The following is a 24,081-nucleotide window of genomic DNA, read 5'->3' as shown; positions in this document are numbered from 1 at the left end:
GTCAAGAAAAGATCTTTTTAGTGCTAAAAACCTATCCTGCCCTACTACAGCGAGTGCTATGTCCACGACGAGATTACCAGATTTTCCGCCATAAAATTTCAAAAACAGCTTGCCAAATATTTTGTCTTAGGGTATACTATCATAGTATGCGAAATCAAGAGATGGTCCTCTGTATGGGCTTCATATACGAACATCAAAAAACGAACTGAAGGAGGCTGTGAGATGGATATTATCAAAAAAATCGAACAGGAAAACATGAAAGCAGAAAAACCGGAATTTAACGTAGGGGACACCGTAAAGGTCCACGTACGCGTTATTGAAGGTAAGCGTGAAAGAATTCAGATTTTTGAAGGCGTTGTACTGAAAAAACAGCACGGCGGTGTCAAAGAAACCTTTACCGTAAGAAAGATTTCTTCCGGCGTAGGCGTCGAAAGAACCTTCCCGGTACACTCACCAAAAATTGAAAAAGTTGAAGTTACCAGACGTGGTAAGGTCAGAAGAGCAAAACTCAACTACCTGCGCGACAGAGTTGGTAAAGCAGCAAAAGTCAAAGAAAGACGGTAAAAACGAGAGGGGGCCTGTAGGCCCCTTATTTTGTATGTAAAGGAAGTGATTCTGTGAGTCAGAATGAAAACCGCAAAGTGAAAAAGGAACATTCCGAAGCCAGAGAGTGGATACAGTCCATCATCATTGCTGTGGTGCTGGCCTTCGTCATCAAGATGTTTCTCTTTGATTTTGTACTGGTGCAGGGAAGCTCCATGCACCCCACGCTGGAAAACGGCGACCGCCTCATCATCAATAAAATTGAGTACCGCCTGGGCGAGCCCGATTACGGCGACATCGTGATCTTAAATTATTCAAGCAGCGTGGAATACGTCAAGCGTGTTATCGCCAAGGGCGGCGATACCATCGCCATCAAGGACCAGGTCGTTTACGTTAACGGGGAGCCCATTGATGAGCCCTATGTCAACACCGACCCTTATGGCGATTTTCCAGAGGTAACGGTGCCCGAGGGCACCTATTTTGTCATGGGCGACAACCGGGCCAACAGCTCCGACAGCCGCTTCACAAGCCTGGGCTTTGTGGACCGCAAGGACATCGTGGGCCACGTGTTCTTTAGGTTCTGGCCCTTTGACAAGTTTGGATCGGTGAGCTGATATGGAAAAGAACGATGCAATCCAGTGGTACCCGGGCCATATGGCCAAGGCCAGCCGCCAGATCCGCGAGAAGCTCAAGCTCATCGACATCGTGGTGGAGGTGCTGGACGCCCGCCTGCCCATCGCCAGCAAGAACCCCGATATCGACCAGTACACCGAGCATAAAAGGCACCTGGTGCTTCTGAACAAGGCCGACCTGGCCGACCCCGACCAGAACCAGAAATGGGCCGACTACCTGAAGGGCAGAGACGGCGTGGACGAGGTCATGCTCTACAACGCCTTCGACCAGAAGAAAAAGCCCGAGCTGGTCGCTAAGCTCAGAAGCCTGAACCCCAAGGATAAAAAGCAGCTCAAATGCCTGATCTGCGGGATTCCCAACGTGGGCAAGAGCACCATCATCAACTCCCTGATCGGTAAGAAAAAGACCCAGATCGGCAACAAGCCTGGAGTGACTAAAGGCCAGCAGTGGCTCACCGCGCCCGACGGCCTCATGCTGCTCGATACACCGGGTATCCTCTGGCCTAAGTTCGAGGACCCCGCGGTCGGCGTTCACCTGGCCTGGATCGGCTCCATCAAAGACACCATTTTTGAAAAAGAAAACATCGCCGCCGACCTGCTCAAATTCCTGGTCGAGCACTACCCGCAGGACGTAGCCGCCCTGTATAAAATCGACCTTGAAGACAAGCGCCTGCCCGAAATCTTCGACGCGGTCGCAAAGAGCCGGGGGCTCCTTCTGCGCGGGGGCGAGTACGACTACTTCAGGACCAGTGAAATGCTCCTGAATGATTTTAAAAACGGAAAGGTTGGGAGAATCACAATTGACCAGCGTTAACCCAGAACAAATTGCAAGCATGCCGGCCAAGGCTGTCAGAGAACTGTGCCAGAGCGTGGATATAGACGACTATCCCGCCCTGGCACAGGTGCTTTCACAGGACAGCCGCGCCGCTGTTAAAAAGCAGGGACAGAGCTTAGAGCGCCAATACGAAAAGCGCTGCGCCGCTGTTCGGAAAACCGCCCAGATGAAGGCTGTCGAGGAAGGTTTTTACGGCGAGGGCTTCCAGAGGATCGGCGGCAGCGATGAGGTGGGACGCGGCCCGCTGGCAGGCCCGGTGGTATGTGCGGCCGTTATCCTGCCCAGGGACTCCGCCATTCTGCATGTAGATGACTCCAAAAAGCTCTCCGCCAAAATGCGCGAAGCCCTGGATGTGCAGATCCGCGCCGAGGCTCTGTCCGTCGCCATTGGCCTGCGTACTCCGGAGCAGATTGACGCCCTGAACATCCTTGAGGCAACCAAAAGCGCCATGAGCGAGGCTGTCAGCCAGCTGGACCCCCAGCCCGACCTCATGCTCATCGACGCCCTCACCATTGAGACACAGGCCGAAGTAAGAGGGATTGTCCACGGCGACGCCACCTGCTATTCCATCGCCGCGGCCAGTATTGTGGCCAAGGTATACCGGGATAAGCTCATGCACGCGTACCACGAGCAGTATCCCGAATACGGCTTTGACCGAAATGTGGGATACGGCACCGCCGAGCACATTGCCGCCATCAAAAAGTACGGACTTACCCCTATACACCGGCGGTCGTTTGTTAAGAATTTTTTGTAGGGCAGAGCAGGGAAAACAGCGTGAAGAAATACAATAAGCAAAAGGGCGACCGCGGTGAGGCCATCGCGGCCCAGTATCTTAAAGAAAAAGGTCATGTTCTCCGGGCGCGCAATTACCGCAAGGCGACCGGGGAGATCGACCTGATCAGCCAGGCTGGGGAGACAGTGGTCTTTACAGAGGTCAAGCTGCGGACTACCGATGCCTACGGCACCCCGGCCCAGGCGGTGGACTACCGCAGGCAGCAGCGTATGATCAAGACCGCGCTGTGGTATTTGCAGGAGAACAGCCTCTTTGACTGGAATGTGCGCTTCGACGTGGTGGAGATTTCAGGCGCCCCAGACAGTGGGTACAGCGTGAATCATATTGAGAACGCGTTTTTAATGGAAAATTGAAAATAAGCGGTTAAAAAAGTTGAAAGGCAGCAGCAAAATTAATACAAGAGGCTGTTTCAAGTGGAAGGTTGAAGGTGGAATGTGGAAGGTTAATGAACGCTTTTGCTAAAGCAAAAACGGTTAAAATGGCGGCCGTAGGCCGCTTCCAATCAAATTCGCAAAGCGAATTTGCACCTGAACTTTCCACTATCCACTTTCAACTTTCAACTAAACAAGCCTCTTTTTAACACTTTGCCTCCTAATGATAAGGTTTTTTGATAGCAAAAAAGCGGTCTAAGACCGCTTTTTTCACTTCCCGTCATCTGCGGAAATCAGGAAAGTGTTGCCGGAATAGGTGCCCTTAGTCTCCTTGTTCTGGAGCTTGAGATAATCGATGTGCATGGGTTCATAGTCGAATTTTTCCACAATGGCGTCGATGAGCTCGTAGATGTCGGAGATTTCATCCTCAGAAGGACGTTCGGCGAAAATATTGGCCTTTTCGATAAGCTTATCCTTCAAGGCATCTAAAACTTCTGCATCACTAAGAATTTTGTAATCACAGCTTCGGCCGCTTTCTCGAATGATATCAGGGATTTTGTCTCGTACTAATTTGTTATATTCGTGTTTCATATCATCACCTCGTTATTATTATATCCTATTTGGGGTATATTTAAAACAGATCATCCCCAAAAACGCAATATTTTCTCTTTTAACCGTCCCCAAAAAGGCATATAATTAAGATAAGACGAAGAAAACAACAGGAGTTTTTATGATACAGATCTATTTTGGCGTTTTAGTAGCGGCCGCTATGATGCTGGTGGGCGGCTACATATTTGTCACCTTAAACAAAAAATATCCAAAAAGCATCGGTCTTTTGCTGGGCCTGTCCGGCGGTTTTCTGCTGGGCATTATCTTTTTCGGAATTATCCCCGAGGCTCACGAGATATTAGAAGAGGCCTTTGACACTCCACTGTGGGTTATGGCAGCGGCCCTGACCGGCGGAGCCCTGTTTATTATCCTGTTTGAGAAAATGATCCCGGTTCAGCACCACCATGACCTGGTGCCCGGCGAGCGGGAACACCATGGGCATCACCAGCTGGTCTATATTATTCTGGCGGCTTTTGGGTTTCATAGTCTCTTCGAGCTGCTGTCCATTCTGGTTGCAGGAAATGCAGATCCGGTTCTTGCCTGGTTCATGATCCTTGTTATCGGCCTGCACAATATTCCCATTGGCTTTGTCATCATCGCCCAGCTTGAAACCCTCGAATGCAGCCAGAAAAAGTGCCTTCTGCTCATCGGCGGCCTGGCGGTAGCCGAGGCACTGCTGGCCATTGTGTGCTATTTAATATTAATGCCATTTATTACAACCGCATTTCAGGGAGTGCTTCTCGCCATGACAGGCGGCATCATGCTCTACCTGGTTTTCGACGAGCTGCTTCCCAAAATTTACCAGGACGAGGAACAGCACCATGTCAATTATATGATTATTCTGGGCGTACTGCTCATGTATGTCTTTCTTCAGCTCGCGGGACATTAAGAATCCCAGAGCGGCAGCGCCTTTTTATTAAGCGTAAAAAAGAGGAGCCGGAGGAGGGGCTTGCCCCTTTTTATCTGTCGGGATGAAAGACAAAGCACTGGCGGTTTCGCCGCAACCCAATTTTTTAAAATCTGAGCCATCATGGCTCTTTTTTCTTGTTCTAAAAAAAATAAAATGCAAATTTAACAAGTGTTTATCAGGGTTTCAGCGGAATAGCTTTTGAATTTCTGAAAAACAAGCGTTTACAAATCCGGGTTTATGATATACAATCTTGAAAAAGATTATTTATGAGCTATAGGAGGTTGTAAGTATGAGCAAGTATATTTTGGTTATGGACCAGGGAACCACTGGTTCAAGGGGGATTGTTTACAACGAACAGGGGAAGGCCATCGCGCTGGATTACGAAGAATACGAACAGTTTTTTCCGCAGTCCGGATGGTGGGACCAGAGCGGTCTGACCGTCTGGAATGTGACTTTGAAAACCGCGCGCAACGCCATTAAAAAGGCTGGCCTGGAAGGAAAAGACATCGCAGCCATCGGCATCACCAACCAGCGTGAAACCACCACTCTGTGGGATAAGAACACTGGCGTGCCTGTGCACAATTCCATCGTCTGGGGCTGCCGCCGTACCACCGAAATCTGCCAGGGTCTGATCGAAAAAGGCTGCAACGACATGGTCAATAAGAAGACGGGTCTTGTAATCGACCCCACCTACTCGGCTACCAAGATCCGCTGGGTCTTAGACAATGTTCCGGCCGCCCAAGAAAAAGCTGAAAACGGAGACCTGCTCTTCGGCACCATTGATTCCTGGCTGCTGTGGAACCTGACAAAGGGTAAGGTACACGCCACCGATTACTCCAATGCTGCCAGAACCATGGTCTTTAATTCCTATGAACTGAAATGGGACGACGAGCTTATGGACATGCTGGATCTGCCCTGGAAGATCTTCCCAGAAGTCAAGGAATCCGTAGGGCTTTTCGGCTATGCCGATCCTGAATGGTTTGGCGCAGAAATCCCAATCACCGGTATTGCCGGTGACCAGTCCGCAGCCCTGTTTGGACAGGCCTGTTTTGAAGAAGGAACCGCGAAAAATACTTACGGCACCAGCGCAGTGCCGCTTATGTTTACCGGCGACAAAGCACCGGAAACCGAAAAAGGCCTGCTGACCGTTGCCTGGGGTAAGGACGGCAAGGTAAAATATTCCATGGGCGCCAGCATCCTTATCGCCGGACAGGTTATTCAGTGGCTGCGCGATAAGGTCAATATCTGCGAAAAGGCAGCGGACACCGAAGCCATGGCCGAAAGCATTCCGGACAATGGCGGCCTGTATTTTGTACCTGCCTTCACCGGGCTGGGCGCGCCGCACTGGAACATGAACGCCCGCGGCATGATGATCGGCATCACCGCCGCCACCACCAAGGAACAGATGGCCCGCGCGGCCCTCGAGTCCATGGCCTACCAGACTCGTGACCTGCTCGAAGAAATGGAACGGAACTCCGGCGTCAAGCTCAAAGAGCTCAAAGTTGACGGCGGCGCTGCCCAGAACGATTTCCTCATGCAGTTTCAGGCCGATATCCTGAACTGTAACGTTATAAGACCAAAGGATATTGAAACCACCGCCCTTGGCGCTTGTTACCTTGCCGGCCTCGGCTGCGGCATCTTCGAAAACGAAGACCAGATCAAAGCCCTGTGGGAAGCCGACCGCGTCTTCACCCCGCAGATGGACGAAGCGACAAGAGAAGCCCTGTACAGCCAGTGGTGCAAAGCCGTCGAAAAATCAAAAGACTGGTTATAAAAAAAGCCCTTCGGGGCTTTTTTTAGGTAGAAGGTTGAAAGGTGAAGGTGGAAAGTTTGGTACAAATATGCTCTGCACATTTGATCAGATGTGGCCTGTGGCCGCAGTTTAAATCGTTTTTGCGTCAGCTAAAGCGCGCATTAACTTTCCACTTTCCACCTTCCACCTTCAACTTTTTCCTTGACGTTTATTTTTTTCTGTGATAATATTTAGACAATTGGTGAGTGACTATGAGTAAAATTGACTTTGGAAAATTTCAAATGATCCCGTCCATCAGACGGCTTAATGATTTAGAGGTGGCCCTCAAAAGTTCGAGGGAGATCGTCCTCCTGACCGAAGCCAATATCGCCAATCTGCAGTCCCTGGTGGAGATGGTCCACCGGAGCGGCAAGGACGCCTGGGTAAACCTGGAGCTTCTCGGAGGCTTTGGACGTGACCAGGTGGGCATGAAGCTGCTGAAAAACTATTACAGGGTGGACGGCGTGATGTCGACCGACAGCACCAAGCTCGGCATGGCCAAGCGGTGTGGCCTGGTAACAGTGCAGCGTTTCTTCATTGTCGATTCAAGGGGCTTTGATACCAGCCTGAGGATTCTGGAATCCGCCAAGGTCGACGCAGCCGAAGTGCTGCCCGCCGTAGCGGCCCTCGGTTTTATAGACGAGCTGAAACGGGTATCCCGGATTCCGCTGTTGGCAGGAGGCTTTATCCAGACCGCTGAGATGATCGAAAAGGTACAGCATGCCGGTTTCGCAGGGATCACCATTAGCAAAAAGGCTTTCTGGTAAACTTTTAAAAACAAAATAGTAATGCATGGATGGTTTTTGGTGAGTCCTGCTTAATAGACACACAGTGCACAAGGGGTGTAAGACTGTGGGTTTATTAAGCGGGACTTTTTTTCGTATTATTTTGGGGGACCGGGCCTGCAGATAGGCCCGGAAAATTGTGAACCATCGGCTAAAAGCCGAAAATATAGATCCATGAAAGGGGTTAAAAACAATGGGAAAATATTTACTTGGTTTAGACAACGGGGGGACAATGACAAAGGCGGCGCTGTACGACCTGAACGGTAAGGAAATCGCGGTTTCCAGCCGGAAAACAGAAATGTACCAGCCAGCGCCTGGTTTTACCGAAAGAGATTGTGAAGAAATGTGGGCCGCCAATGTCGGCGCGATCCGCGCAGTGCTGGAACAGTCCGGCATCAGCGGTGAAGAAGTATTGGGCGTGGCCGCCACCGGCCACGGCAACGGCATGTACCTTATGGGCTATGACGGGAGAGCGCCCTACAACGGGATGATCTCAACCGACTCCAGAGGCAAGCAGTACGCCATTGACTGGATGAAGGACGGCACCTTTGAAAAAATCCTGCCAAAGACCATGCAGTCAGTATGGGCCGGCCAGCCGACCACACTGCTCCGTTGGTTCATGGATAACCGTCCGGATGTACTGGAAAATACCCAGTGGATTTTCATGTGCAAGGACTATATCCGCTATAAGCTGACCGGCGAAGCCTACGGCGAAATCGCCGATATGTCGGGCTCCAGCCTCATGAATGTCCGCGATGTGTGCTACGACAAGGACCTGCTGGCCGATATGGGTCTCGAAAGCATTTATGACAAGCTGCCGCCGCTCAAGTATTCCGGCGAAATCTGCGGCTATATCACCGAGGACGTGGCAGGGCTGACAGGCTTAAAGGCTGGAACACCAGTGGCCGGCGGCTGTATGGACATCCATGCCTCCGCCATGGCTGTGGGCATCACCGATGAAGAAAAAATGTGTGTGGTAGCAGGTACCTGGAGCATTAATGAGTACATCAGCAAAAAGCCAGTGGTGGATAAGGATCTGTTTATGACCTCAATCTACACCATGCCGGGCTACTGGATGATCCTGGAAGGCAGCCCGACCTCTGCCAGCAACCTCGAATGGTTCCTGGCAGAAATCCTGAAGGACGTGAACCTGGGCGACAAGGACATTTACGAATATTCCAACAAGTGTGTAGACGGCATCGGCGACCAGGACTGCGGCGTGGTATTCCTGCCCTTCCTGTTCGGCAGCAATGTTAACATTAACGCCAAGGGCGCCTTTATCGGGCTGCAATCCTGGCACACCCGCGAAAACCTGCTGCGCGCTGTCTACGAAGGCATTGTCTTCTGCCACAAATACCACATCGAAAAGCTGCTCAAGTTCAGAGACCAGCCCAAGATGATCCGTATGGCCGGCGGCGTCGCCAAATCCGAAATCTGGGTTCAGATGTTTGCTGATATCCTTCAGGTGCCTATTGAAGTGGCCAGAAGCCAGGAGCTCGGCGCTTTAGGCTCAGCCATCTGCGCCGGTATCGCGACTGGAACCTTTGATTCCTTCCAGTCCGCGTCCGAGTCCATGGTCGACATTATGTACACCGCCGAACCAAACCCGGAAAAATTCGCCGAGTATGACAAAAAATACGCGCGGTACAAAAAAGTCATCGAAGCCCTTGACCCGATCTGGGACGAGTATTGAAGCTGAATCCGGTTTCTGAAAGAAACCGGTAGGACGAAGGAGTGTGAGCGGTCGTCCGGCAATGAAGCAAATGCAGATAATCCAGAAATGCTCCAAGTTTGAAATAAAAATTTCTGGATTATCTGTAAACAATTGAAAGGGGGATGGCGTGCCGGTCCGGCACACCACCCCTCACAGAAAAAAGTTGAAAACTGAAAATGGAAAAGGACAGCACCAAGCCGTCCGTTTTCCACTTTCAATTTCCAATTGACAAAAAAGGGGTGCAAAAATGGATTTAAAATTAAAAGGAAAAAACGCAGTGGTCACCGGAGCCTCCAGGGGTGTGGGACGGGCCATTGCACTGGGACTGGCAAAGGAAGGGGTTAACCTCGTCATCTGCGCCAGCCGTATGGGAGCTACCATCGAAGAAGTGGCAAAGGAAGCAGAAAGCTACGGTGTCAAAGCGACCGCGCTGGCGGCGGATCTCGGGTCCTCTGAGAGCACGCTGGCCTTTATGCAGGAAGCCGAACGGCTTCTGGGCGATCTGGACATTCTGGTCAACAACGCAGGCATCTGGCTCCAGGGCTGGTGCCAGGAAATCCCGCTTGAGGACTGGCAGCGTTCACTGGATGTCAACCTGACTGGGCCATTTTTAACCTCTCAGTATTTTGCAAAATCCAATCTGGGCAAGGGGCGTCCGGGCAGGATTATCAACATCAATTCCCAGGCTGCTTTTAACGGCTCCACCACCGGCCATGCCCACTACGCGGCCAGCAAGGCCGGCATGGTCGCCCTGACCATCTCCATGGCCAGAGAGCTTTCCCCCAGGGGGATCACGGTTAACGGCATTGCCTTAGGTATCGTCGCCACCGACATGACAAAGGAATCCCGCGAGAACAAGCCCGGCTACTACGAAAGCCGTATCCCTCTGGGCCGTGTGGCCGAGCCCGAGGACATCGCAAACATTGTCGTGTTCATGGCCTCAGAGCCAGCCGGGTACCTGACGGGGACCACGCTGGACGCCACTGGCGGCATGCTTATGCGGTAAAAACCGGCCAGAGACCGCCATCGCTGCGTTGTTGCCTGAACGGGTGCGGTTACATATGCGCAATATGCGCCCTTGCCCTTATCCGGCAGACGCCTTGCGCTTACGGCCTCTGACGCAGTTTTGGGCTCTGGCATTATTTAATTGGTTAAACGAGTATTAAAGAGTATAGTTAAGGAGTTTGCAATGAAAAATTACGATGTAATCATTATCGGCGGGGGCATCACCGGTACCGGGATCGCCCACGAGCTGGCAAAGTATGATGTGAAAACAGCCCTGATGGAGCGGGGAATGGATGTGGGTATTGGCGCCACCAAGGGAAACGGTGGCGTCGTCCACCCGGGGTACGACCCGCATCCGGGCACCCTGAAGGCCAAGCTGAACCCGGCAGGCGCCAGAATGTACCCGAAGCTCTCCAAGGAACTGGGCTTTGACCTGCGCCATACCGGCACCCTGGTCGTCGCATATTCCGACGCCGACCTGAAAAAGGTGGACGAGCTTTTGGACAACGCCAAAGTCAATGGGGTTGACCAGGTAGAAAAAATCAACGGCGAGCAGCTCAGAAACCGCGAGCCGTTCATGAACCCGGCAGCAGTGGGGGCGCTGCTGGCCCACACCACCACCATGATCGACCCCTTCGAGGTCGCCATCGCCTTTGCCGACAACGCCAAGGATAACGGCACCGACATTCTGACAAACCATGAGGTTCTGGGCATTACCAAGGATGAGGACGGCCTCTTTACCGTGCGCACCTCAGCCGGAGATTACAGAACCCGCTACGTGGTCGACGCCGCCGGTGTCCACGCCGACGATGTGGCCGCCCTGGCAGGCATTCATGAGTACCGCGTGCAGGGCCGTCACGGCAATATCTGTGTGCTGGACAAGGAGCTCTCTACCCCCATCAGCACGGTTATGTTCCCGTGCCCAAGCCCGGAAACCAAAGGCCTGGCCCTGATCCCGACCGTCTCTGGCAACACCCTCATCGGTTCCACTGCCACCATGAAGGACGACAAAGAAGATGTGACCAACGACGCCGAGGGCATTAATGAATTGATCGCTGGCGCCAGACATCTGGTGCCGGATATTGACATCAGCAAAATTATCCGTACCTTTGCCGGCCAGCGCCCTGTAGCGCTGGACAACGGCAACGACTTTTACATCGCAGAGTCCGAGACCGTGCCAGGCTTCATCCATGCAGCCGGTATTCAGTCACCCGGAGCTGCCTCCTCACCGGCCATTGCCGAGTATGTCCGCGATCTGCTGGCAGACGCAGGCCTTGAGCTCAAAAAACGTGAGGGCTACAACCCTTACCGTGAGCCCGCGCCGGATTTCAGCAAGCTTTCCGTTGAAGAACAGGACGCGCTCATCCGAAAAGACCCGGCCTATGGCCGTATCGTCTGCCGCTGCGAAACGGTGACCGAGGGCGAAATCGTCGCTGCCATTCACGAGGGCGTGGGCGCTAAGACAGTCGAGGCGGTTAAGCGCCGGACCAGAGCCGGTATGGGACGCTGCCAGAGCGGCTTCTGCCAGTACCGCGTCATGCAGATTTTAGCCAGAGAGCTGGGGATTCCAGAAGAAGAAGTCCACTTCGAGGAAAAAGCTTCGCAGGTACTGTTTGGAAAACTGAAGGGTTAAGGAGAGTAGAGCAATGAAAATTTTAGATTATGATGTCGTCATTATCGGCGGCGGCCCTGCGGGTCTGGGCGCTGCAGTTAAAGCAAAGGAAAACGGCGCCCGGGTAGCGGTCATCGAGAGAAACGATGAGCTGGGCGGTATCTTAAACCAGTGTATTCACAGCGGTTTCGGTCTTCAGTACTTTAAAGAGGAGCTGACAGGGCCGGAATATGCCGAGCTGTTTATCAATAAAGCCAAAGAAGCCGGTATTGACTGCTATTTAAAGACCATGGTCCTGGATATTACAGAAGACCGCAAGGTCACAGCGATCAATGAAGAAGGCACAGTCATTTTCAATGCGGGAGCCGTGGTTTTAGCCATGGGCTGCCGCGAGCGAACAAGAGGGGCAATTAAGATCCCGGGATCAAGACCGGCCGGTGTTTTTACGGCAGGCCTGGCTCAGCGCTATGTGAATATGGAAAACTTTAAACCGGGCAGCAGGGTTGTCATTCTGGGCTCCGGCGATATCGGCCTCATCATGGCCAGACGCCTGACCCTGGAGGGCATCGACGTTGTGGGCGTGTACGAGCTGATGCCGTACCCCAACGGCCTGTACCGTAATATTAAAAATTGTCTGGACGATTTTGATATTCCGCTGCACCTGTCCACCACGGTTACCAAAATCAACGGCAGTGACCGGGTCGAATCCATTGAGGTCACTAAGGTTGACGAAAACCTTCAGCCAGTAGAGGGGACTGAAGAAACCATAGAGTGCGATACACTTTTACTGTCCATTGGTCTGATCCCGGAAAATGAGTTGTCAAAAAAAGCGGGCGTTCTGCTGAACCCGGTTACGAACGGCCCGTTGGTCGACGACTCGCTTGAAACAAACGTCGCCGGTATTTTTGCCTGCGGTAATGTGCTCCATGTCCACGACCTCGTCGACAATGTTACCATGGAGGCAGAGGAGGCCGGCGCGAGCGCTGCCCGTTACGCCAAGGCGGCCAAGGCGAAGGAAGGAGACGCCCTCGCTGTCAAGCCGGAAGGACTTGTGCGTTACACTGTGCCTTCAAAAATTTATAAAGGTGAAAATGACCATGTCATTGTCAAGTTCCGCGTGGGCCGCCCAGTGGACAATGCCAGAGCCGTAATCACAAGCGGCGGCGAGGTAGTCTTTGAGAGCAGGAAAGCCCGGAAGTTTATCCCGAGCATCATGGAAGAAATCAAGCTGAAAGCAGAGCAGCTGGAGGCGCTTACAGAGCCCCTGGTAGTGACTGTAAAGGAGGCGTAAAAATATGAAAGAAGTAACAATGTGCTGCACAACCTGCCCGTCTGGCTGCGCCCTGGTGGTGACCGTGGACGGTGACAAGGTCGTAAAGGTTGAAGGAAACACCTGCAAACGCGGGATCAAATTTGCCGAAAAGGAACTGGTAGCGCCTGAAAGAATGCTCACCAGCACCATTCTGGTGCGCTGCGGCGGCCAGGAATGCCTGATCCCCATCAAGTCGAAGGAGCCCATGCCAAAGGATAAAATGCTGGACGCCATGACCGCTATCAAAGCGGTGCGCCTGGATCACCCGGTTAAAATGGGCGAGGTCATTATCCCGAACATCGCGGACTGCGGCGTCGATATTGTCGCCTGTAAGTCTATGGAAGGGCAGGCCTGAAGATGTTAGTAACCCTGAATGAAATCATGAAGGACGCCTACGCCAAAAAGTACGCGGTGGGGGCCTTCAATACCGTTAATCTCGCCAGCATCCGCGCGGTGCTGGACGCGGCCGAAAAGCTGGATGCGCCGGTTATTTTACAGCACGCCCAGATCCATGAGAGCGTTGCGCCCCTCAAGGTCATCGGGCCCGTCATGCTGGAAATGGCCAGGGCCGCCCAGGTGCCCGTCTGTGTGCATCTGGACCACGGCGAAGACATCGACTATCTGCTCTCCGCCATGGAAATGGGCTTTACCTCAGTCATGTTTGACGGATCGGCCCTGCCCTATGATGAAAATGTGGCAGGAACCCGCGCAGTGGTACAGGCCGCTGCCAATTATAATGTCTCTGTCGAGGCAGAGCTGGGACGCGTCCTTCGGCCAGAGGGCGGCGGAGAACCCTCCGAGGAGGAAGCAGACCTCACGCCAGAGGACTGCTACACCAAGCCCGGGGAAGCCCTAGCCTTTGTGGAGGCTACAGGCATCGACGCCCTGGCCATCGCTTTCGGCACAGCCCACGGCGTGTACGAAGCCGAGCCAAAGCTGGATTTTAACCGCATTGCGGAAATCCGCAGGGCTGTGAACATGCCCCTGGTCATGCACGGCGGCTCCGGCGTTGGCGACGTCGACTTCAGAGAGGCCATTAAAAACGGCGTCACCAAGGTCAACTACTTTACCTATATGTCTTTAGCCGGCGGTGACGCCGTCAAGGCCTTTTTAAAGGAAAACGCGGCCCGGGCCGAGATTCGTTACGACGAGCTGGCCGAAGCCGCCAGGATCGCAATGCAGGCCCATGTCGAGCATGCCATTGGGATCTTTACAAAACAAGCCTAATCCAAATCATTGTTAGTATAAACCCTGTGAAAGCCGCCGGCGCATCCTCCCCGATCAGTCCGGCGGCTTTTACGCAGGCTTCTTTAAGAATTCTTTACTTTACAGGGCAAGGGCGTTCCGGTATAATTAAAGAGATATTAATCTTCTTTGTTTTCAACAAAGAGCTTTTTCAATCAGTTTAAGGAGGTTGAATATGAAAGCAAGCGGAAAAACCTTTATCAAGGTTACAGCAATTATTCTTATTATTTTAGGCGCCTTTTCTGCTTTAACCGGGGCACTGTCCATGGCTGGCAGCAGCATGATGGGCTCTGTGGCAAACGACCCGGCTGTACAGGACGCCCTCGCACAGGCAGGCTCATCGGTTTCTACAGACGAGCTCGCGCGTATGGCCATGATCAGCGGCGGCATGCTGCTGGGAATGGGGATCTTGTATCTGGTCGTTGGCATCTTAGGCGTTATCTTTGCCAAGAACACCGGAAAAGCCAAGCTTTTAATGGTTCTCGGCGGGATCGTAGCCGTTCTGGCCATTGTCAGCACCGTGATCAATATTATTAACGGCGCCAGCATGAGCGGCGTTTTTATGGACCTGGCCTTTATCGTGCTCGCCGGCCTGTACTTCCTGGGCGCCAAGCTCAATAACGATGACGCCAAAGCCGAAATGGCCGCCGCGCAAGCCATAGAAACAGTCGAAGTCGAAATCATTGAGGACGACCAGGACGAAGAAAAGTAGAACCAGGGAAAAAATGATTAAAAGCATCCGTGAGGGTGCTTTTTTATTTTTGGAACTTAAAATTCATTTTGAAAGTTAAATTTTCAAGATATTTCACAAGAAAATTAATTTTTTAAATAGTTATATTAATATTGTTAAAATAATAATTGACAATATTGATTTTTAGGTTTATATTATAGATATCAAAGAGAGAAGGTGATGTGATGTACCAGGTAATTAGCCGATGCCCTGTGTGCGGCGGCAGGCTTAAAGCCGTTAAGCTCCAGTGCGAAAATTGCGATACCGCCATCGAAAATGATTTCTGCCTGAGCAAATTCGATTATCTTTCCGCAGAGGATCTGTTTTTCGCCGAGACCTTTCTGGTCTGCCGGGGTAATATCAAGGAAGTGGAAAAACGACTGAAGATTTCCTACCCGACTGTCCGCTCCCGTCTGGACGGGATCATCGAGAAGCTTGGCGGAAAACCCGAGAGTCCGCCGTCGGTTTCCGAAGCGCGGAAAAAAGAGATACTGGACGCTCTGGAAAACGGAGAGATCACGCCCGAGGAAGCGCTGGAACAGATGAAGGAAACCGAGTAGCAGAGACAAGGCAAAGCAGGCATTAAAATTTGAACGCAGACCCGGACAGGGCTGCAGAAAAGAGGAATAACAATGGAAGAAAAAATGAGAATATTAAAAATGGTAGAAGAAGGCAAAATTTCTGCCGAGCAGGCAGTGGGCCTGTTAGACGCGCTGGGCCAGGCAGTCCCGGCCGAAGTCCCGGCAGAAGCCCCGGCAGGCGGCTGGGTCGAACCGGTGAGCGCCCCAGGAGGAGGCTACGATGATAAAATGCTGCGGGTGGTGGTGGACACCCCGGAGGGGGACAAGGTGAACGTACAGCTTCCAGTTAAAATTGTACAGCAGATGCTCAAGGTTACCGGGAAACTGCCAATCCAGTGGGAAGGCTCTGAGAAAATTGACCTGGAAGCCCTGACCACCGCCATTCTGGAATGTATTGATAATGAAACCCTGGGGACCATTGTGGATGTGAGCGCATCCGACGGCTCAACCGTTAAAGTCTACATCGGCTGACCCAGGAGGAAGAATCTATGCGCGTTATAGTGCACGAAGGCAGCCTGAGGCTGCGGCTGCCCATTCCGCTGCGGCTGGCCTCGCTGGCCGTTAATCTGGTACCGGAGGCGGCCTTTGTCAAAATGCGGGAATCGGTTCCCGAGCCCTTTCGGGAACTGCTCACAAAGGATTATTTTAAGATGGTCGTGCGGGACTGTGTCTCTGTTTTAAGGCAGTATAAGGGCCTCGAGATCGTCCATGTCGAGGCTGAGGACGGCACCTATGTCTCCATCCGTATCTGATGGGTGGGGACAGGGCCGGGATAAATATTTACCCTCGATAAAACGATTGCAAAATGCTATACTAAAGCAAAAGCTGCTTTAGTATTTTTTTTTTTGGAAAGAGGTGTGAACAATGAAACAGGAAATTCACCGTATACGGGGCGGCCTGCTGGCCATTATATTTATCCTGCTGTACGCGGCGATTGAGGCTTTTTATGCCGTATATCTTAGCGCGGCAAATCAAAGCTTTTCAGAGAACGGCGGTGTGGTGGCAGTGCCCATCTATCTCCGGGCCATGTTCTGGGTGTACCTGGTGCTCTTAGGCGGATTGGTCGGCGGCATTGCCAATGATTTTAAACGCCGTAAAGCCCATTTGTCGGTTTTCAACCTGACCGTGGGTATTGTGATGGTGGCTCTGGGCGCGTCCCTCACCACCCTTATCGCTGTCGTCCCTCTGCGGGCTTCCCTCGCCAATGCTTCCAGCGGTCTTTTCCTTTTCGGCGGGGTATTTTTGTATAAGGGGCTGCGCAGCGCCCCCAACCCTGAGCCGGTCTCCAAAAAAATCATGAACCTGATCCTGGCCATTATTCTGATCCTGCTCTTTGTCGTTGCTTACGATCAGCTCCAGGCCTATATGACAGGGGCCATGGCAGCTGTGAGCATGGAGGAAAGAGTCGGGGTAACGGGCAGAGCCCTTGTGTACTACAATTTTCTGGTTACGCCGCTGCTGACCCTGCTCATGGCCGCTGGCGCCTGCTTTGTTGCCTGGTTCCGCATGCCGCGGCCAGCCTTTGACGTGAGGCATCTGCTTTTTGCCCTGGTCTGTCTGGTGCTTTACGGAGGAACAGTTTATATGATACTGGACGGACAGTTTTTTGATTCAATGACGAAAAGCCTGCCAGATCTGTATAAAATTGAAATTGTAAAGAGCGCCTGCGTGTCACTGTCCGTCACCCTGCCTGTATTTTCGGGGCTCTACCTCCTCAAGGCTTTTTTAAGGGGTTCGCCAGAGGTCTGGATTAAAAAAGGCGGCAGGAGCAGTAAAAAGAAATAAGCTAAAAGCCCCGAATGACAAAAAATTCCACGTAATTTCTCGCTTTTTTTAAAAAACCAGCGGATAGTATGTTATAATAAGGGATAAGTAAACATTGACAATTGTTTAACTAAGAGCAATTCCAAATGGGAGGGAAAAATGAGTTTTATTAAAGAATATGCTGAAAAACTGGTAACGGCAGAAGAAGCGGTCAAGGTTGTAAAATCCGGCGACTGGCTGGATTACGGCTGGTGCTCCGCCACAGCAAGAGAGCTGGACAAGGCACTGGCAGCCCATGTGGTCGAAAACGACCTGGTTGACCTCAAAATTCGCGGCGGTATCCTGATGTGGGTGCCCGAGATTTTTAAAATTGAAAACCCGGCAGACCATATCACTTGGAATTCCTGGCACATGAGCGGCGTCGAAAGAAAAGCCATTGCCCAGGGCTTCGCTTACTACACACCAATCCGTTACTCCGAAATGCCGAGATACTACAGAGATTCCAAGCAGGATGTGGACGTGGCCATGTTCCAGGTCGCACCGATGGATGATCACGGTTATTTCAACTTCGGCCCCAATGCCTCACACATGATGGCAATGTGCGAACGTGCAAAAACAATCATCGTTGAAGTCAATAAAAATATGCCGAGATGCCTTGGCGGCTTTGAAGAAGCCATCCACATCTCTCAGGTTGATAATATCGTCGAAGGCCCCAATCCCCTCATGGCAGAGCTGGGCGCCGGCGGTCCTGCAACCGACGTTGATAAAAGAGTCGCTGAGCTGATTGTAGAAGAAATTCCCAACGGCGCATGCCTCCAGCTTGGTATCGGGGGAATGCCAAACGCTGTCGGGTCACTCATCGCCGAATCCGACCTGAAGGATCTGGGCGTTCATACCGAAATGTACGTCGACGCCTTTGTCGATATTGCAAAAGCCGGCAAAATCAACGGCTCCAAGAAAAACATCGACCGCTTCCGCCAGACCTATGCCTTTGGCGCAGGTACCCAGAAGCTGTATGACTACATCCACGACAATCCGCAGTGCATGAGCGCGCCGGTAGATTATACCAACGATATCCGCTCTATTTCTGCCATTGATAATTTCATGTCCATCAACAACGCTGTTGACGTTGACCTTTTTGGTCAGGTCAGCTCAGAATCCTCCGGGATCAAGCACATCAGCGGCGCCGGCGGACAGCTCGACTTTGTGCTGGGCGCTTACCTGTCAAACGGCGGAAAGAGCTTTATCTGCTGCTCCTCCACCTTTATGACCAGAGACGGCGAAATGAAATCCCGTATCGTACCGACCCTGCAGCCAGGCTCCGTTGTTACCGACACCCGCGCGAACATCCACTACCTGGTAACCGAATACGGCAAGGTCAACCTCAAGGGCCTGTCCACCTGGGAAAAATGTGACGCCATCATTTCCGTCGCCCACCCGGATTTCCGCGACGAGCTCATCGCAGAAGCCGAAAAAATGCACATCTGGAGAAGAACCAACAAGGATAACTAAAACATTTAAGGACCAGCCTAAACCGGCTGGTCTTTTTTTGTGGATGCCCGCATTGCCGGCGTCCGATATGGATGAATTTGATCCCGGTGTTTAAGAAAGCTTTAATGTATGTAAAAAGATGCAGTATCCGCAAGCCCGCTAAGACAGCGGCCTATGATGAACAGAAATATTTCCTTGTTAAACAGATAACTAACAAAAGAAACTTTTATCTGAAATTCCTTGATTTTAATGGATTAACCGACTATAATAATAGACACAGCCAAAGCGCATATTGACAGATAAAGAGAAAAGTTCATTTGTATGGCGATTGCCAGTACGGCGGAGGCAGATGATCAAATTTGTCCCGCGTGATGTTGGAATGTTAGGAGCCTTTAATTTAAAATGAAAACGGATAATACAATCAAGAAGGAATATGCAACCTGGGAAGAATTTCAAGACAGGCTTGAGCATGATATGGCAGTGATGAATAACGTGGAAAAAACCAGGAAAAGCAGGGTCACCATTATTTTTAAAACCGCTGTTGTCAACGGGCAAACCGGAAAAATCGAAGTCAGCTTTAAAAAATAGAAAGACAGAAAATATACAAAGAAGCCAGGAGCCATGCTGCCAGGGCTGAAGCATACCTGCCAGAAAATCTAAACGCAAAAGAGATGAAGTGCCAAAAGGGCGCCTCATCTCTTTTTTGTTTCAGGGCCTGGCAGAATCGGCCAGGTTTTTATAGGCAGTTCCCCAGTCCACCATAGAGTCGAGAATGGGCTTCAGGCTGTAGCCGGTCTGGGTCAGGGTATATTCGACCCTTGGGGGCACCTCGGGGTAGACAGTGCGGGTGAGCAGGCCGCAGGCCTCCATATCCCTCAGGTTAGAGGTCAGCACCTTCTGGGTAATGGTCCCGATGGATTTTTTAAGCTCACTGAAACGGCGGGTGCCGTCCATCAAGTCCCGCAAAATTAAAACCTTCCATTTACTGCCGATGAGCATCAGCGTGGTTTCGACAGGACAGGCCGGAAGAGGTCGGTCGTTCATTTTTTCACCAGCTTTCCTTGGATTAACCGCTTGGTATCTTAATGATACTTGCATAGAAAAGTATATCAGCTTTTGGATAAGATTTCAACCCTGGTATCCTTCAGGAAACCAGGCTACTATTTTGTGCCTGCTTCACAAAGGGTCCTCTGTGCATTACAATACAGGAAAGAAGAAAGGAGCCAATATAAACCGAAACGAGTAAATGCTTTGGCTGATCACCGCTCTGCGGCCAGAATATAACAATATCAAAATTCTGGAGACAGGGGAAGAAAGGTGGCGCCTGTGCAGGAGGGGCTGTACCTTTGGCAGGGCGATATCACCACCCTTCAGGCCGACGCCATTGTGAATGCGGCCAACAGTCAGCTGCTAGGCTGCTTTGTACCCAGCTACAGATGTATCGATAACGTCATCCACACCTACGCCAGCGTCCAGCTGCGCCAGGCCTGCCACGAGCTTATGGTTCGGCAGGAGACGCCATAACCCACCGGAGCAGCTAAAATCACCCCGGGTTATAACCTTCCCGCGGATTGGGTGCTCCACACTGTCGGCCCCATTGTCAGCGGCGGGCTGACAGATGGACAATGCTACCAGGCCTGTCTGGCGCTGGCTGATGAAAAGGGCTTGCGCAGCCTGGCTTTTTGCTGTATCTCTACTGGGGAATTTGATTTCCCACCGGAAAAAGCCGCCGCCATTGCTGTGGAGACAGTAAAAGCGTTTATGCAGGGTGCCAGGAGCCTGAAAAAAGTTGTATTTAACGTCTATAAGGGCGAGAATTTGAAAATCTACCAGTCTCTGCTGAAAAAATGATGGATAGGTTAGCAGGATGGGCAGCTGTGTGTCGTTCAGCATGGCGCTGCACAGCCAGCACATGGTCCAGATTGATGATGTAGAGCCGATGGCTGTGTAAAAGCTGGTCATCATCCAAAGTCTCCGGCATGTCCTGTCCGTGAGTACCTATGACGAGGTGGCCGGCGCGGCCAGAGAACTGGGGCCTGGGGTCATCGAGTACCCAGACCGGCAGTTTGACCACTGCGAAATCTGGAACTGAGAATAAAAAAGAAGTCTCGTGGTTTTTGAGACTTCTTTTTGGTCTATTCTGGGTTGTCGTTCACGGCTCCGCGCCGCAGAAAAGCCCATTTGGTTTCTGCGGTAATGACACCAAGAAAAATAACAACACAGCCGATGGCCATCATCAGCGTAAAATGATCCCCCAGCAGAATGATGGAGAAGATACTGCCAAAGACGGATTCCAGGCTCATGAGAATGGCCGCATGGGTCGAGCTGGTGTACTTCTGGGCCACTGTCTGAAGCAGGAATGCCAGGAAGGTACTGAACAGGCCCAAATAGACGGCGTTGAGCCAGCCTGCGGGCGAGATGTCAGTGGTCAGCTCGCCGGAAAAAATGACATAGACCAGCGATGCCAGCGCTGTAAAGCCCAGCTGGATAACCGTCAGGGCTATGGGGTCGTGATCCTTTGAGAACACTCCCACCGAGACGATATGGCAGGCAAACAGGAAGGCGCACAGCAGGGTAAGGCCGTCACCCGCGCCAAAGCTGAAGCCTGTGCTGAAATCTGTGGTCAGCAGGGTAATGCCCAGCAGCATGATAAAGGCAGCGGCAAAATTGTAACGGTCAGGACGATGCTTTTTAACGGCCCAGAAGATAAAGGGTACCATCACCACATTGGTGGCGGTCAGGAACGCCTGCTTACCAGCCTGGATAAACTGCAGGCCAATGGTCTGGGCCGCGAAGGCTGTAAACAGAAAGAACCCGATAATGCACCCGGCCTTAAGCGTGTCCTTCGAAATGCCTCTGAGATGCTTGAAAAAGACAATAAACGCTATTAAAAAGGCCACTGTAAAACGGATCGCCATCACCATCATGGGAGTGGTGGCGGCAATGGCGTTTTTGGAGGCTACAAAGCCTGTCCCCCAGACAACCGCCACTACCAGCAGCCCAAGATCCGCCATCAGGCCTGTTTTCTTTGTTTTGTCCATGAAAAGCTCCTTTCTGAGATATAAGGTCTATTATAATAAAAATACATTTAAAGTACAAGTATAAGTAAAATTTTAAAATTCACGGTTCCTGCCTTTTACTATTTTGTAAAATCGTATATAATGGATATAAATAATTATGTACACGTCAGGTGAAAAATGAAATATATTTTAGTAAGACACGTAGAAACCTTCGGCAACGCAGAACACCGTCTAAACGGCCATACCGAATCCGATTATACGGACTTCGGGGTTAAGATGAAGGAAATGCTGGTGGATGAGCTGGTCGCTCTGAACACAAAAATTCCCTTTGATGAAATTTATGTCAGCCCTATTTCGCGGGCATACAAAATTGGGGAGGCAGTGGCAGAACGTCTGGACAGGTCTTTTACCCCGGACGACCGCCTCAAGGAATTTAACTTTGGTATTTTTGACGGACTGACTGCCGACGAGGCCATCGCGCTGGACAAAAAGATGTGGGATCGCTGGATGGACGACTACAACCATGTTACCCTGCCCGGGGGCGAGAACTATACTGAATATCACAACCGCATGAGCGCTTTTTTAGCCGAGTATGCCGAGGCCCACGCGGATAAAAATGTGCTCATCATCGCCCACGGCGGCACGGTGCACAGTCTGCTGGTTAATCTGCTGGACCTGCCGCTTCAGTCGAAATGGCATTTTAATATCAAGCTTGGCAGCATTACTGTGGTGGACTGCCCAGAGGGTTTTGGCATGCTGGAGGCACTTTACACACCAGATTATGACAGTATTAAACTAAATCCGTAAAATATCAGGAGGTTCATTTGGAAGAAATTACAAAGGACATTATGATTGAATCGCCGGAGACCCTATCTAAGGTTTTCGGTAAATATGACGAAAATATCAAGCTCATCGAGGGGCGTCTGAAGGTAGACGTCCTGGTGCGCGACAGTGCGCTCAAAATCCGCGGCGAGGGCAGGCGGGTAGATGCGGCGGTAAGGGTCATTGAGGAAATGATCCGCACCATCGGAAGCCAAGGCGGCATAACAAAAGATAATACGGAGTATATCCTTACACTTCAGTCAAAGGGGTTGGAGAAGGAATACAGCGCCCTGAATGATGACATTATCTGCTATACCATGCGGGGCAAGCCTATCCGCAGCAAAACCCTGGGGCAGAAGCGCTATATTGACGCCATCCGCCATAACGACATCGTTTTTGGCATTGGCCCGGCAGGCACAGGCAAAACCTATCTGGCCATGGCCATGGCGATCACGGCTTTTAAAAACGGTGAGGTGGATCGCCTGATCCTGACCCGTCCGGCGGTGGAGGCTGGTGAAAAGCTGGGCTTCCTGCCTGGTGATTTGCAGGATAAGGTAGACCCTTATCTGCGTCCGCTGTACGATGCGCTTTTTGAAATCATGGGCGCTGAGGCCTTTGAAAAGAATATGGAAAAAGGGCTTATCGAGGTGGCACCGCTGGCCTACATGCGCGGACGTACACTCGAAAATGCCTACATTATATTGGATGAAGCCCAGAACACCACGCCAGAGCAGATGAAAATGTTTCTGACCCGTTTTGGCCAGGGCTCTAAAATCGTGGTGACCGGGGATATTACCCAGATTGACCTGCCCGGCGGCAAGCGCTCCGGCCTTAAGGAGGTCCGCAGGATTCTGCGCGGCATTCCGGACATTGCCTTTATCGAGTTCTCACAGGACGATGTGGTGCGCCACCGTCTGGTTCAGCGCATCATCGAGGCCTATGACCGGAATGATAAGGCGAGAGAAAAGAAGCAGGAGCTTGAACTGGCTGAACAGCCAGATTAAGATGGTCAGGCCTTAAGAAGGAGGAGAGAAAAATTGCCATTAGAACTGGATTTGGAAATTGACAACCGGAGCGGGGTCGAGCTCGACGCATCGGTTTATGAAAAGGTTGAGGAATACATTATAATCACGCTTCAGCAGGAGAATGTTCTGGTGCCCTGTGAGATAAGCTTTTCGCTGGTGATACCTGAGGAAATCCAGGAGCTCAACGCCGAGTACCGAAACATTGATAAGGAAACCGACGTGCTGTCCTTTCCCATGCTGGAGTTCCCTGAGGATGAGGATATGCTCACCTATGAGACGGGAATCCCGGTTATGCTGGGGGACATCGTGATTTCAACCACGCGGGCAGCGGAGCAGGCAGAGGCGTACGGGCACAGCCTGGAGCGGGAAATTTGCTACCTGAGTGTGCACAGCGTGCTGCACCTGCTGGGCTACGACCATATGGAAGAGGACGAAAAAAGAGTGATGCGCGCCCGGGAAAAGGCCATTATGGGCGACGACTGACCATTTT

General features: G+C 51.6%; 28 protein-coding genes and 1 pseudogene. 26 read left to right on the top strand and 3 right to left on the bottom strand.

Annotated elements, in window-relative coordinates; genetic code table 11:
• Positions 1–222 precede the first annotated feature (222 nt).
• From rplS to BUC22_RS16610, 5 genes are read left to right on the top strand one after another with little or no spacing between them, the layout of a single operon-like run.
• Positions 223–564 (top strand): 50S ribosomal protein L19, encoded by a 342-nt coding sequence (gene rplS / locus BUC22_RS16630; RefSeq protein ID WP_013381177.1) that lies wholly within the window; start codon positions 223–225, stop codon positions 562–564.
• Between the two features lie 53 nt (positions 565–617).
• Positions 618–1,157 (top strand): signal peptidase I, encoded by a 540-nt coding sequence (lepB, locus tag BUC22_RS16625; RefSeq protein WP_013381176.1) that lies wholly within the window; start codon positions 618–620, stop codon positions 1,155–1,157.
• A gap of 1 nt (position 1,158) precedes the next feature.
• Positions 1,159–1,989, top strand: coding sequence for a ribosome biogenesis GTPase YlqF (ylqF, locus tag BUC22_RS16620; RefSeq protein WP_013381175.1), 831 nt, complete (start codon positions 1,159–1,161; stop codon positions 1,987–1,989).
• Complete coding sequence (locus tag BUC22_RS16615; RefSeq protein ID WP_013381174.1) at positions 1,976–2,764, top strand: ribonuclease HII; 789 nt, start codon at positions 1,976–1,978, stop codon at positions 2,762–2,764. The genes ylqF and BUC22_RS16615 overlap by 14 nt, the downstream gene beginning before the upstream one ends.
• A gap of 20 nt (positions 2,765–2,784) precedes the next feature.
• A complete protein-coding gene (locus BUC22_RS16610; protein ID WP_013381173.1) occupies positions 2,785–3,156 on the top strand; it encodes a YraN family protein in 372 nt (123 codons plus the stop codon).
• A gap of 288 nt (positions 3,157–3,444) precedes the next feature.
• On the opposite strand, the gene BUC22_RS16605 is transcribed toward BUC22_RS16610, so the two are convergent.
• The gene (locus tag BUC22_RS16605) at positions 3,445–3,765 is read right to left on the bottom strand and encodes a nucleoside triphosphate pyrophosphohydrolase (RefSeq protein ID WP_013381172.1); all 321 of its coding nucleotides are present in this window, start codon (positions 3,763–3,765) and stop codon (positions 3,445–3,447) included.
• A gap of 139 nt (positions 3,766–3,904) precedes the next feature.
• On the opposite strand from BUC22_RS16605, the gene BUC22_RS16600 reads away from it, so the two are divergent.
• From BUC22_RS16600 to BUC22_RS16525, 16 genes are all read left to right on the top strand, one after another.
• Positions 3,905–4,672, top strand: a complete 768-nt coding sequence (locus BUC22_RS16600) for a ZIP family metal transporter (RefSeq protein ID WP_013381171.1) — start codon at positions 3,905–3,907, stop codon at positions 4,670–4,672.
• Between the two features lie 310 nt (positions 4,673–4,982).
• Complete coding sequence (gene glpK / locus BUC22_RS16595; protein WP_013381169.1) at positions 4,983–6,467, top strand: glycerol kinase GlpK; 1,485 nt, start codon at positions 4,983–4,985, stop codon at positions 6,465–6,467.
• Positions 6,468–6,697: 230 nt separating this feature from the next.
• The gene (locus BUC22_RS16590) at positions 6,698–7,252 is read left to right on the top strand and encodes a glycerol-3-phosphate responsive antiterminator (protein WP_013381168.1); all 555 of its coding nucleotides are present in this window, start codon (positions 6,698–6,700) and stop codon (positions 7,250–7,252) included.
• Between the two features lie 211 nt (positions 7,253–7,463).
• Positions 7,464–8,963 (top strand): FGGY-family carbohydrate kinase, encoded by a 1,500-nt coding sequence (locus BUC22_RS16585; protein ID WP_013381167.1) that lies wholly within the window; start codon positions 7,464–7,466, stop codon positions 8,961–8,963.
• Between the two features lie 268 nt (positions 8,964–9,231).
• The gene (locus BUC22_RS16580; protein ID WP_013381166.1) at positions 9,232–9,990 is read left to right on the top strand and encodes an SDR family NAD(P)-dependent oxidoreductase; all 759 of its coding nucleotides are present in this window, start codon (positions 9,232–9,234) and stop codon (positions 9,988–9,990) included.
• Positions 9,991–10,173: 183 nt separating this feature from the next.
• Positions 10,174–11,622, top strand: coding sequence for an NAD(P)/FAD-dependent oxidoreductase (locus tag BUC22_RS16575; protein ID WP_013381165.1), 1,449 nt, complete (start codon positions 10,174–10,176; stop codon positions 11,620–11,622).
• 13 nt (positions 11,623–11,635) lie between these two features.
• A complete protein-coding gene (locus tag BUC22_RS16570; protein WP_013381164.1) occupies positions 11,636–12,892 on the top strand; it encodes an NAD(P)/FAD-dependent oxidoreductase in 1,257 nt (418 codons plus the stop codon).
• Between the two features lie 4 nt (positions 12,893–12,896).
• Positions 12,897–13,268: a DUF1667 domain-containing protein gene (locus BUC22_RS16565; protein ID WP_013381163.1), complete on the top strand. Its 372-nt coding sequence runs from the start codon at positions 12,897–12,899 to the stop codon at positions 13,266–13,268.
• Between the two features lie 2 nt (positions 13,269–13,270).
• On the top strand, positions 13,271–14,140 hold the full coding sequence (locus BUC22_RS16560; protein WP_013381162.1) for a class II fructose-bisphosphate aldolase: 870 nt from the start codon (positions 13,271–13,273) through the stop codon (positions 14,138–14,140).
• Positions 14,141–14,333: 193 nt separating this feature from the next.
• Positions 14,334–14,870, top strand: coding sequence for a hypothetical protein (locus BUC22_RS16555; RefSeq protein WP_013381160.1), 537 nt, complete (start codon positions 14,334–14,336; stop codon positions 14,868–14,870).
• 203 nt (positions 14,871–15,073) lie between these two features.
• A complete protein-coding gene (locus BUC22_RS16550) occupies positions 15,074–15,448 on the top strand; it encodes a DUF2089 domain-containing protein (protein WP_013381159.1) in 375 nt (124 codons plus the stop codon).
• A gap of 72 nt (positions 15,449–15,520) precedes the next feature.
• Entirely contained in the window at positions 15,521–15,940 is a 420-nt protein-coding gene (locus BUC22_RS16545; RefSeq protein WP_013381158.1) for an SHOCT-like domain-containing protein, read from the top strand.
• A gap of 17 nt (positions 15,941–15,957) precedes the next feature.
• A complete protein-coding gene (locus tag BUC22_RS16540) occupies positions 15,958–16,221 on the top strand; it encodes a hypothetical protein (protein WP_013381157.1) in 264 nt (87 codons plus the stop codon).
• 112 nt (positions 16,222–16,333) lie between these two features.
• Positions 16,334–17,254, top strand: a complete 921-nt coding sequence (locus BUC22_RS16535; protein WP_013381156.1) for a hypothetical protein — start codon at positions 16,334–16,336, stop codon at positions 17,252–17,254.
• Positions 17,255–17,392: 138 nt separating this feature from the next.
• Positions 17,393–18,745, top strand: a complete 1,353-nt coding sequence (locus BUC22_RS16530) for a butyryl-CoA:acetate CoA-transferase (RefSeq protein WP_013381155.1) — start codon at positions 17,393–17,395, stop codon at positions 18,743–18,745.
• 381 nt (positions 18,746–19,126) lie between these two features.
• Positions 19,127–19,312 carry a hypothetical protein gene (locus BUC22_RS16525; RefSeq protein WP_013381153.1) on the top strand — a complete coding sequence of 62 codons (186 nt, stop codon included), beginning with the start codon at positions 19,127–19,129 and terminating at the stop codon, positions 19,310–19,312.
• Between the two features lie 120 nt (positions 19,313–19,432).
• Here the strand turns inward: BUC22_RS16525 and BUC22_RS16520 are convergent, their stop codons facing one another.
• The gene (locus BUC22_RS16520; RefSeq protein ID WP_013381152.1) at positions 19,433–19,768 is read right to left on the bottom strand and encodes a winged helix-turn-helix transcriptional regulator; all 336 of its coding nucleotides are present in this window, start codon (positions 19,766–19,768) and stop codon (positions 19,433–19,435) included.
• Positions 19,769–20,041: 273 nt separating this feature from the next.
• On the opposite strand from BUC22_RS16520, the gene BUC22_RS22355 reads away from it, so the two are divergent.
• Together BUC22_RS22355 and BUC22_RS22350 are read left to right on the top strand one after the other, a co-directional pair.
• On the top strand, positions 20,042–20,248 hold the full coding sequence (locus BUC22_RS22355; protein WP_013381151.1) for a macro domain-containing protein: 207 nt from the start codon (positions 20,042–20,044) through the stop codon (positions 20,246–20,248).
• Positions 20,249–20,260: 12 nt separating this feature from the next.
• Positions 20,261–20,575, top strand: a pseudogene (locus BUC22_RS22350) (macro domain-containing protein); the annotation flags it as partial.
• Between the two features lie 284 nt (positions 20,576–20,859).
• On the opposite strand, the gene BUC22_RS16505 reads toward BUC22_RS22350, so the two are convergent.
• Positions 20,860–21,765: a DMT family transporter gene (locus BUC22_RS16505; RefSeq protein ID WP_013381149.1), complete on the bottom strand. Its 906-nt coding sequence runs from the start codon at positions 21,763–21,765 to the stop codon at positions 20,860–20,862.
• A gap of 156 nt (positions 21,766–21,921) precedes the next feature.
• On the opposite strand from BUC22_RS16505, the gene BUC22_RS16500 reads away from it, so the two are divergent.
• From BUC22_RS16500 to ybeY, 3 genes are read left to right on the top strand one after another with little or no spacing between them, the layout of a single operon-like run.
• A complete protein-coding gene (locus BUC22_RS16500; protein WP_013381148.1) occupies positions 21,922–22,551 on the top strand; it encodes a histidine phosphatase family protein in 630 nt (209 codons plus the stop codon).
• 17 nt (positions 22,552–22,568) lie between these two features.
• Complete coding sequence (locus BUC22_RS16495) at positions 22,569–23,570, top strand: PhoH family protein (RefSeq protein WP_013381147.1); 1,002 nt, start codon at positions 22,569–22,571, stop codon at positions 23,568–23,570.
• Between the two features lie 33 nt (positions 23,571–23,603).
• Positions 23,604–24,074 (top strand): rRNA maturation RNase YbeY, encoded by a 471-nt coding sequence (gene ybeY / locus BUC22_RS16490; RefSeq protein ID WP_013381146.1) that lies wholly within the window; start codon positions 23,604–23,606, stop codon positions 24,072–24,074.
• Positions 24,075–24,081 lie beyond the last annotated feature (7 nt).

This window comes from Eubacterium callanderi (genome assembly GCF_900142645.1).
Taxonomy (GTDB): domain Bacteria; phylum Bacillota; class Clostridia; order Eubacteriales; family Eubacteriaceae; genus Eubacterium; species Eubacterium callanderi.
The sequence above is the reverse complement of the archived record's forward strand: the minus strand, read 5'-3'. Positions and strand labels throughout refer to the sequence as shown.